At 59.5% G+C, this 10337-nt stretch carries 7 protein-coding genes; 5 read left to right on the top strand and 2 right to left on the bottom strand.

The features are described 5' to 3' along the window. The first annotated feature begins 33 nt into the window (after window positions 1-33). The 5 genes from tssI to HBJ55_RS13335 all read left to right on the top strand — a co-directional run bounded on the left by tssI (window position 34) and on the right by HBJ55_RS13335 (window position 8427). Window positions 34-2214: a type VI secretion system tip protein TssI/VgrG gene (gene tssI / locus HBJ55_RS13315; RefSeq protein WP_167115606.1), complete on the top strand. Its 2181-nt coding sequence runs from the start codon at window positions 34-36 to the stop codon at window positions 2212-2214. After that, complete coding sequence (locus tag HBJ55_RS13320; protein ID WP_167115609.1) at window positions 2211-3017, top strand: DUF4123 domain-containing protein; 807 nt, start codon at window positions 2211-2213, stop codon at window positions 3015-3017. The genes tssI and HBJ55_RS13320 overlap by 4 nt, the downstream gene beginning before the upstream one ends. Next, window positions 3014-6574, top strand: coding sequence for a hypothetical protein (locus tag HBJ55_RS22410; RefSeq protein ID WP_240936107.1), 3561 nt, complete (start codon window positions 3014-3016; stop codon window positions 6572-6574). Before HBJ55_RS13320 ends, HBJ55_RS22410 begins: the two co-directional genes overlap by 4 nt. Continuing rightward, window positions 6564-7559: a hypothetical protein gene (locus HBJ55_RS13330; RefSeq protein ID WP_167115613.1), complete on the top strand. Its 996-nt coding sequence runs from the start codon at window positions 6564-6566 to the stop codon at window positions 7557-7559. Before HBJ55_RS22410 ends, HBJ55_RS13330 begins: the two co-directional genes overlap by 11 nt. 382 nt (window positions 7560-7941) lie before the next feature. Then, window positions 7942-8427 carry a hypothetical protein gene (locus HBJ55_RS13335; RefSeq protein WP_167115616.1) on the top strand — a complete coding sequence of 162 codons (486 nt, stop codon included), beginning with the start codon at window positions 7942-7944 and terminating at the stop codon, window positions 8425-8427. A gap of 499 nt (window positions 8428-8926) precedes the next feature. Here the strand turns inward: HBJ55_RS13335 and HBJ55_RS13340 are convergent, their stop codons facing one another. Together HBJ55_RS13340 and HBJ55_RS13345 are read right to left on the bottom strand one after the other, a co-directional pair. Continuing rightward, complete coding sequence (locus HBJ55_RS13340; protein WP_167115619.1) at window positions 8927-9787, bottom strand: dienelactone hydrolase family protein; 861 nt, start codon at window positions 9785-9787, stop codon at window positions 8927-8929. Between the two features lie 123 nt (window positions 9788-9910). After that, the coding region (locus tag HBJ55_RS13345; protein WP_206022601.1) for a hypothetical protein at window positions 9911-10337 on the bottom strand (427 nt) is incomplete at its 5' end.

A 10337-nucleotide genomic window follows, 5' to 3' on the forward strand; every position in this document is an offset into this window, starting at 1 on the left:
GGCTGGCTTGAGCCGGATTGAACTTACTGATGGATGCGGACTATGAATGGATTGCAATTCACCCTTGAGCTCGCCGGAGCCGAAGCGGCCGACCTGGCGGTGATCGACTTCACCCTGGAGGAGGCGCTCTCGGCGCCCTTCACCCTCACGGTGCGCTTTGCCAGCCGCGACGGCAGCCTGTCGGCCACGGATATACTCGACCGCCCGGTGACCCTGGCGATCTGGCAGGACGACGAGACGCTGCGCCGGGTCAACGCCATCGTCAGCGAGTTCGGTCGCGGCGACCGCGGCCACCGGCGCACGATGTACTCACTGGTCGCCCGCCCGGCGCTCTGGCGCCTCGGCCTGCGCCACAACTCGCGCATCTTCCAGCAGGTCTCGCCGCTCACTGTGCTCAACACCCTGTGCGACGAGCGCAGCCTCACCGACGTCGCCTTCGCCGCCACCCGGGAACCGGCCGAGCGGGAGTACCTGACCCAGTACCGTGAGAGCGACCTCGACTTCATCCAGCGCCTGGCCGCCGAAGAGGGGTTGTTCTACTTTCACGAGTTCTTCGAGACGGGCGGCGAGACGCCCAGCGCCGCCCATCGCCTGGTGTTCGCCGACGCCCCCCAGGCGCTGGCCCACCTGGGCGAGCGCACCTACCACGGCCGTTCCGGCGGCACGCCGCCCCAGCGTCACGGACGCAAGCTCCAGCAGCTCGCCCGGGTCGCCCCGGCCTCGGTCACGCTCAAGGACTACTCGTTCAAGAACCCGGCCTATGCGCAGCTTCACGAACACGCCGCGGAGGGCCTGGAAGAACGCGCGCAAAGAGACGACTACGAGCACTACGACTACCCCGGCCGCTACAAGGCCGACGCCTCCGGCAAGGCCTTCACCCGCATCCGCCTCGAGCACCTGCGCAACGACGCCCTGACCTGTAGCGCCGAAAGCGACCTGCCCGAGCTCGCCCCGGGCACGCGCTTCACCCTCACCGACCACGATCTCAGTGAGCTCAACCGCGACTGGCAGGTCATCAAGGTCACTCACACCGGCAGCCAGCCCCAGGCCCTGGAAGAAGACGGTGTCACCCAGAGTGACGCCGCGGGGATGCGCCTGCAGGGTCGGGCAGGCTTGGAGAGCATGACCAAGTTCGACAACACCCTGGTCCTCACCCCCGCCGACCGCGCCTGGCGCCCCGAGCCCAACGCCAAACCCTGCGTCGACGGCCCGCAGATCGCCTTCATCGTCGGCCCCGAAGGCGAGGAGATCTACTGCGACGAGCACGGCCGGGTCAAGGTGCAGTTCCCCTGGGACCGCTACGCCGAGCCTAATACCGCCGGGGCTGAAGGCGAAGCCGCTGGAAGAGCGCCCAGCGCCTGGGTGCGTGTCAGCCAGGGCTGGGCCGGCGGCGGCTACGGCAGCATCGCCATCCCGCGAATCGGGCACGAAGTGGTGGTCAGCTACCTGGAGGGCGACCCCGATCAGCCGCTGATCACCGGGCGCACCTACCACGCCGTCAACACGCCTCCCTACGAACTGCCCGAGCACAAGACGCGTACCGTCATCCGCACCCAGAGTCACAAAGGCGAAGGATTTAACGAACTTCGCTTCGAAGACCAGGCCGGCGAAGAGCAGATCTGGCTCCACGCCCAGAAGGACCTGGAGCTTCTAACCAACAACGACCGCACCGAAGAGATCGGCCACGACAGCTTCCTCACCGTGCATCACGACCGCATCGGTGAGATCGACGCCGACGATCACCTGACGGTGCACGGAAGCCGACACACCCAAATCGATGGCGACGACAACCTGATCGTCGACGCCAGCCGCCACGAGAAATACGGCCGCGCGCAGCTCGTCGAGGCCGGCCAGGAGATCCACCACAAGGCGGGTATGAAGGTCGTGATCGAAGCCGGCGCCGAGATCATCCTCAAGGCCGGCGGCAGCTTCATCAAGCTCGACCCCAGCGGCGTGACCATCGTCGGCAGCCAGGTCAAGATCAACTCCGGCGGCAGCCCCGGCTCCGGTTCCGGCCAGGCCGCCCAGGCACCGGTATTGCCGAGGGAGGCGACCGGTGAATCGCATGAGGATGTCACCATGGGGCCGGTTTTCGGTAAGCGCCTCGACCAGGCCATGGCTGATGATATCCCCCTGATCGAGCGCTGCCAGATGCAGCGTGATGGAAGCTGCCCTCTGTCTGACTGTCCTTGCAGAGGGCGTACAGCGTCATGAGAGTGATCTGTGCCGATACATTATCCGAGCTGCTTGGTGGACAGAGCCGCCACTTGAGTCACTGGCTGATTCTTGAAGAGACCGGCCAGACCCTCGCCTCTCTGTACCAGAAGGTGCCGAAGCTCGAATACGAGTGGCTGTTTCTGGAAACGCCCTATGCCGACTTCCTGAAGCGAAGCCCCCTGGTACTGCGCGTGAACGATGCGATTGGCGATCTGCTACGGGAGTTTGCCCAGGATCCGCGAAAAGGCATCTCGCCGGGTATCGTCGTGGCTAGTCAAGCCTCGGAAGAAGAGGTTTTGGCTCACCTTCGCCGCTGTTTGAGCGTCGCATTCTATGGTAATCGCAAAGGCATGCTGCGGTACTACCATCCTGACGTTGCGGCAGCGCTCTTTGCCGCTTCCGAGCACGTCAGCCAGGCCTGGCTCGGTCCCATTGAGTGTTGGATATGGCACGGCGAAGCGCATCCGCGAACGCCTGCGGCTTCTGCCTGGCATGCGCTATGTGCCGATGATGCGGCATCAGAGCACTGCGTTGATCCAGCCAACTCCACACAGAGTCAGGCAGGAGCGTCACCGATACTTGCCCTTTCCCGCGGGCAGGAAGCCGCGCTAGAGCGCTATATCCGGGTGATGAGGGCCTGGAAGGAATTACGCCAGCCGGGCGAGAGCCTTGAAGACCCGAAAACCTACCGTCGATTCCTTGCTAGCGCCCGCTTGGAGCAAGAGCTGGGCCAGCAAAGCGATCCGGCAGTTGTTCTTGAAGAGCCTATGCCATCCCCCAGTCAATGGAGTGCCTCATGAGCCAGGAATTGAGCCAGCACAAGGCGTGTGAAGAACCCAAGCTCTTCATTCAGGTCATGGGTAAGGAGCATCCTGAGGGCCATCGCTTCGTCTTCTACGATCTGGAAGACCAACTGGAGCAGGCGGCCCTCGCCGAGGCGGTCGAGGAAGAGAACTTGCCGGAGCCTCCGAGCCGCATCCATGGTTGGGCCTGGGAAGAACAGCCTCGGCGAAATGTCTGGCTGGAGATCGCTAGCCAAGAAGGCGAGCCGATACGGGTGTCCCTGTTCGGCAACGTAGGCGTCACGCCATGGCAAGAGCATGAGCGGAATACCGTTCATCAACATTACGTCGTGCAGCCCGTCATACCGTTGGCTCTGTGGCAATCACTGCTGGATGACATCTCCCATGCCCTGCCGTGTCGTCCTGGCTACCTGTATATCCATTATCGGGGAGCCATATGGCGGGAGATCGAGGTGGGAGTTTCCGAGTCGGGCGAGTGGCAGTTCCGCGATGTCGATCTAGTTCAACACCGCAGCGATGCCGGTGGCTATGTCGATGATCGCCGTCCCGCTATCGGCCAGCCGTTAGTGGAGCTATGGCTACCGGCACGCCGTGAGATGAATTGGCTGAGCAGTGAGGTCAAGGTCGCGTTCTCGGACGTGCAATGGTCGGCAGCCAGGCTGAACCACCTGGAAGCAAATCCTACGGCAATTAATCAGCGCTTCCAGTCCGTTTCGCTGCGCGACCCATCTGAGCGTATTGCTAGCGGTAGGCTGCTTGCCGCCGAGCGACTGACCCCGCAGCGCGAGCGAAGCGCTGGCCTCGAAACGCAAATTGCACATCCCCCACTCTGGACCGAGGATTTGTCGGGCAGTACCGTCACTTCGCTCTATCAGCAAGCATCGAGCGAGCAGCAACGCTTCGATGATGGCGGAGCTGATGCGATAAATGGGGCCTGGAACGAGGCCAACAGAGACGACTCGCCCCTGAAGCGGGAGGTCGGCCTGCGTGCGGCCGCCGCTGAGGTGGTATGCCAGACGCACCGTAGCACCCCCGACACGGCGCAGGCTCCAGAGGACCGAGAGCCACCGGTTTGGGAAGAGCTACCCGAAGGCAATGACATACTGGAGGATGCGCGGCAGCGAGAAATACCCGGGCTTGTCATCAACGACCCCCTGTTTGAACTGCGCCATGCCCTGAGTCAAACGCAACTGGCGCAGAATTATCTCACGCTGCTGCTCGAACGCTGCGCTGCGCGGCCGCACTACCGCAGTGCCGTTCTGATTCAGAAGCGCATCATGCCCGAGCGCATCGGCGGCGAGGACAACCCGCTGCATCGCTTTGCTTCAGAGCCAGCACTGAGCTATCTCGGCGGAGAGTTCCACACTAATGTGGCCACGCTGGCACGCGATATTGCCCACCGGCTCTGGGAGTTTCACCAGACGCGTCTAGCCGACATACTGGGCAGCGCGGCCTACCAGCGAATACTGGCGGATTACTTCAGCCTGGAGGGGAGTGACTACGTCAGCGGCTTCTACTTGGTACAGCAATGCTTCACTGCGCTGAGTCTCGATCCGAAGCGCATCGATACCTTGATAGACCAAGATATTCCCAGCCTGTTCCATACAGCCAACGCGGCAAGGGCCCAGCGCACCTTGCTAGCTTTGTTGGAAGATGGAAGCCGCGAACCGCTACACGCCATGTGCTTCCCCAACAGCGAGGCCCACCCGGCCGAACAGCCTTTCGTGCTGCCAGAAGAGGAAAACAATGACGGAAGCGGCCTCTTCCGCGCCAAGGCACTGGCCGAGGAGGGCGAGCGTAGTGAGGTGCCGGAGAAGGAGGACCTGCAAACGTTCGAAGCCTCGATGCTTGCTGCCATGGCCCACACTAGCACAACGAGCGAACTCAAGCGTTGGGTCGGTGCGCTCGATAGTGTATTCGGCAGAATCGCAGAGAGTGGCAAGAACCTGCTTGCTCAAGTTGCAGACGAGAGCCAGCGTACTGCCATGACGGCGAGGATATACTTGCCTGCTTTCAATGCTTCACGCAGTGCGATGCATAACCTATTGGGTGAGCTGACCTTTCAGGCTCTCGGTGATGTAGATTTGCACCGCCACGTACTCGTCGGGGTTGAGGATGCTGCTTCCGGCCTCTCGTTCGGTCTAGATTCGGCCGAGCGAGAGTACCTCTCCAAGAACAATCAACGACAATTCTACGGCCAAGTATACCGTACTTCTGATGGTCAATTGTTGGGTGGTACCAATAAGCAGCGGCTGCGTTCCATGGGGGAAGTAGGCGAAGCACGTGAGGTACGTTTTATCTTTGCACCAGCAAATTCTCGAGCTGCCGATCTGGTGCGTCAAGGACGTAGCCGTATAGGCTTCGTCGAGCGCACAACGGAGCTGACTCGCCTGCCCTATGTCATGGTGATAGTCGAGGCGATGAACTTGTGGCAAAGCGCTCATGTTTTATTCAAAGAAGGCCTTAATGCTAAGCGAGTTACGCTTACCGTAAGCGCAGTAGTTGATGTAGGATTAGCTACCCTTAACTTAAGTGACTACATTACGAGACGTCATCAAGCACCTCGTTCTATCATCAAAGCAAGTAATCTTAGCCAAAGGGTAGTAATGCGAAATGGACAATTAAATTTAATTAGTCGTCTATTTCCAAGCTTAATTCGAGTGAACTGGATATTTTCTAAAGGTGCGGCATTACTGGTAGCTGTCTCTATGGTTTGGGAAGCCACCGGACGACTTCGTGAAGGTGATATCGACGCCGCCTTGGCCTTTGGTGTGGCGGCAGCTGGCGCCACTTTGATATTGCTCTTCAGTGGGCCAGTGGGCTGGGTCGGTCTGGCATTACTGCTTGGCGGTGGGGTGGCCGGAATCTTGCTGACGGATGGCCCATACGAGCAGTGGATAAAGCATGGTCCCTTCGGCGATCAGCGCGGCCGTGCCCCTTGGCTGGAGGAGCCGGAAGAAGCCTATTACCGGCTTCAGGGGATGCTGGCTAATATCCAGGTATCGCTGCGCAGGGTCTCTCCGATCGAGCGTGATGCCCTATTGGCTCGGCTTGGCCAGTCTCATACCTCACCCGTTGAAACGACCATGCCGATAGGGCGCCTCTGGCAAGCCCAGTTCGACCCGCGCCAAGCCATCAATACTGCCATCGAGGTGCGCAGTGCCCTGCCCGGTATGGGTGTCGAGTTGAACGACGTCACGGTGCTGCGACTGGTACAGGGATCGCACTATCGTTCGCCAGCAGGCAGTGCGTGGAGTGAGACATCCTCGTCGCGTATCCAGCCCCTTCTAACACAGCTGGGTGCGCAGCACATCAGCTACTTCGTGCACTCTCCCGCGAACGAGCCCATGCGCGGGTTTGGCAGCAGCACCGAGTATCGCTGGGACGTTCAGGTACAATTCCGTGAAGCGACGCAGATACCGCTGCGCCCAGGTAGACGTGTTTACCCTGCGCCTGCCCCGCTGAAGGCCATGCCAGAGGATATGTCCACCGTCCTCAGCGTCGAGCAAGCTAAAGATGACTACTGGATCAAGGAAAGGCTTCATGTCCGCTAAAGAAACTATTGGCGACTACTATGCCGATACCGGTTATACGCCTGCCAAGCGCCAGCAGTGGGAAGCGGCGAACCCTAAGCGGGATACCATTATCGGCTCTAGGTTGTCATGGAGCCGCCGAACTCAGGATAATGGGACGAAGGAAGAGTATGGCTTTAACAACATCGCTATCTCTCAGCGCTGGGAGTCACAGCGTGCCGAGAAAGGACTGGAAGGTGATGACATCTTCAAAGGCATGAAAGTACGCTATGATTACCAGAGTATCATGCCACCTCATCATACGGCGTTGGCAAAATGCCTTCATGTGGCGATGGGGTTTGGCATGGTATTTTTTTTCCTGTTTTTAATTACATATTGCTTAATATTTTTTGGTGCTTTCTTTTATTGGGCTTTAGGGTCGAAAGATTTTGAATATTTTTATACCATGGCCCTTGATGGTGTGTTTTATCTTTTTCCATGTGTCTTGGTTTCTCTGTTCTTATGGAAAATAGGACGGTATTTGGAAGCGAGGCATCCAGATATTTTTTTCGGGATGCGAAAAGCCCCCCTCTGGCAGCTTAATCGTCAAACAGGTCGGCTCACAATTTACGACCCTAGGGATGCTTGGAAGCAACGCTTGGAGGCTCCCTTCTGGGAGTTCGATGCCTTTTTGCAAAGCTCTCCCGATACCCAGGGCAGCGCCACCTATTCGCTGATTCTCTATCACCCCTTTCAGCAAATCCGCCAGAAGCTGGATGCCCAGTTTCCACCGTCTAAAATGCCTGGCGAACTCATCGCTGCCTGGCAGTTCCTGCAACGCTACATGGATGTTTCCCAGCCGCTACCCGATGTGCCCGCCTTGGAGATTCACCGTCACAAGGACCCTGCCACGGCGGCGGCTGATCAGCGACGAGGCCGCAATCCGCGCTACTGGCGCGACATGGACGAAGCCAGCGTAAAAAAGATTCAGGAAGAGAAGTACCGCAAGAATATCCGTCTGCGCTAAGCCGTAGCGAATGAGCCAATAATCGGGTCTCCCTGGGGAGGCCCTGGCCCCTCTGTTGCAAACAGCGCCGCGGGGCGGGAAAAACAACTGTCAGGGCCAGCGCCAAGCGTCTGCCCGGCGGTAGCGTGGGCTTCAAAGGCACGGTTAATGCTAAACGATGCAGCTCCACGCTCTATTTAAGAAGCTGCGATCTATCGTAGCAGTTATTACGCAACCAATGACAGGGATAGTGAAATGCTGCCAATCAGTTTCAAGACGTCCTTCGACATCCAATTCATCACGCGCCTCTACCATCAGCTGCGCGAGCATGACGATTCGATTACGCTGCTGCTGCGAACCAAGGGTGGGCGAAAGACAAGCGACGTAGAAAAGGCAGCTCTTGGTGAAATTCGAAATGCCAAGAGGGAAAATGTTCTTCGGCATGAATGGGAAGGAAGGGATCGTTCACCTCAAGAAGGCTGGAAGCCTCAAGGAGCCGCTGTTGGCCTATCTCAGGGAAGAGGGAATAGATCAGCAAGAAGTCAAAAATGACCTGGCTGTGTTTTGCGTTTATGGCTATGGGCTCTTGGCGGCAGGTGCTGGATACTTTTATTCCAGTCAAAACGGTTCTTCTTTTCTATTCCTTATCCTTTTAGCCTGTATCGCTTGTATGCTGCTTGGGCTGGCTCTGGTAGCGCACGCCTACAAGGAAGGTAACGAGGCATGGACAATTCCTGCGCTGGTTTGCTTGGGCATTGGAGCCTTGCCTACGGCACCCTCAAGCCTGCTGGTGCTTCCCATGGTAACGTCGCTCGGTCGTGCCAAGTTGCAGCGCCTACTGCGGCAGGGTGATGATGCAGCGATGTCGGAAGTTTCTCTGCCTCAATAGTGAGACGGATAAGTGCCTGCCAACGAAAAGCCCGGCCTTGCGGCCGGGCTGGATCTTCGCTTCCTTACATCCTCCTCGGGCATCCTTCCGACCCGAGCATCCCTGGATTGAGTCTTCCTGACTCGTCGTCCCTGGCTGAGCCTCCGTGCTCAGTACGCCTCCACTGTGCCAACTAGGGCAGCCTTGTGACGTTAACCTGGCGCAAGCGGCGTGTAAGAAATTGCCGATAGAATTGTAAGATATGGCTTACAAGCATATTCGATTCGGCTTTCCGTCGGACGGGACTGGCCGGCCCAGTGCTTCTCAGTCGGCATCGGGCGGCACGCAGTAGTCCGCCAGCGGTCGCGCCGCGGCCAGGTTCAGGAGGGTGTCGGGTGGTGTCGAACGTAAGATTCGTGATGATTGACGGCTGGCTGCGCGTACGCCTCTCACGCTTTCAAGCCGTCAATGTCGGGGGGCGTAACCTGCCGTCCGTTGGCATTCGAATGAGTACGAGCAATTATCGATTGAGAGTTTTGTCGAGCAATAGCAGCGCAGACTGCCAGGAGGAGGCGTCAGCGGCGGCATTGTAGCCAACCGGCAAGTTGAACTCCTCGCTCATTGCGTCGGCGCCGGGGTTCGTGAAGCCGTGGAGTGCCTGGGGATAGGTGATGACATCGACATCGGCACCCTGTGCCTCGAGCGCGAGCGTCATGGCTGCCAGGGATTCACGCTCGACGAGCGAGTCCGCGCCGCCAGTATGGATCTGCACCGCACCGCTGAACTTCCCGGGAGTGGGGACAGCTGGCGTGGGATCGCCGTGAAAGCTGATAACGGCCTCGAGCGGCATGCCGGACAGTGCCATGTTCATGACGACGCTACCGCCGAAGCAGTAACCAATGGCCGCCATGCCGGTATCTGCCACGGCAGGGTGTTGGCGTAGCTGGGTCATGGCCGCTTCGAATCTGGCACGCGCGGCTGGCCAATCCTGCATGACTTGCGAGGAGAACTCACCCGCTTGATCGGGGTGCGTGGCGACTTGTCCCCCGCCATACATATCCACCGCCAATGCCACGAAGCCCAGCGCGGCGAGCTGGTCGGCGCGAGCACGGGCATAGTCATCGAGCCCCCACCACTCGTGCACCACCAGTACTGCCGGCCGTGGCGTCTCATCATTGACGTTACGTGCCAGGTAGCCCTGGTAGGTCTCGCCACCGGTCGTATACTCGAATACCTCGCTTTCGACGCGCGGTCCCCAGGCCGTGAGGAATTCCGACTCTGGTTCAATTTGGAGCTCTGGCGGTAGGTTGACCTCCTGGGCCATTGCCGAGCCTGCCATCAATCCAGACACCAGGCACAAGAGCGTGAATAGTGCGCGCATGTGTAGCTCTCCTTGCTCATTTTTCTTTGTCAGGTCTCGCAGGCAGATGCATAACTCTCCCCCACCCTTTACTAACATAGCTGCCCGCGGAGGCCCGCGTATACCGCTGCTGCCTGAGACCCTTCAGGTGGAAGTGCTCCGAGAGGTCGAGATCGCTGTCGGCTGCGGATGGACACGTAGCAACCAGGAAGCGGCCGCGACACCGGCCAGGCCGAAGAGCGCACCGGGAAGGGCGCCGAGCGCCAGGCTGGCGATGATGCCACCGAGAAGTGCCGCACCTCCGCCGATAATCGCCGGGGTGCCGGTGGCGGAGACAACATCGCGCTTGCGGCTCATCTCGAAACTCACCACCGCGACCATTACCGGCGCGACGGAGACAATGCACAGCAGGATCCACCATAGGCGGCCGAGCCAGAAGCCCACTTCGCCTGGAATGCCGGCATCGATGGGCAGGCCGAGGCGTTCCCCCAGCCAGGCGGCCGGCAGCTCGGCGAGCTTGTGCCAGAGGTAGAGCGGCATGCCCAGCGCGCCGAGGATGGTCACCACCCTG

The sequence above is a fragment of the Billgrantia bachuensis genome, from assembly GCF_011742165.1.
Classification (GTDB): domain Bacteria; phylum Pseudomonadota; class Gammaproteobacteria; order Pseudomonadales; family Halomonadaceae; genus Halomonas; species Halomonas bachuensis.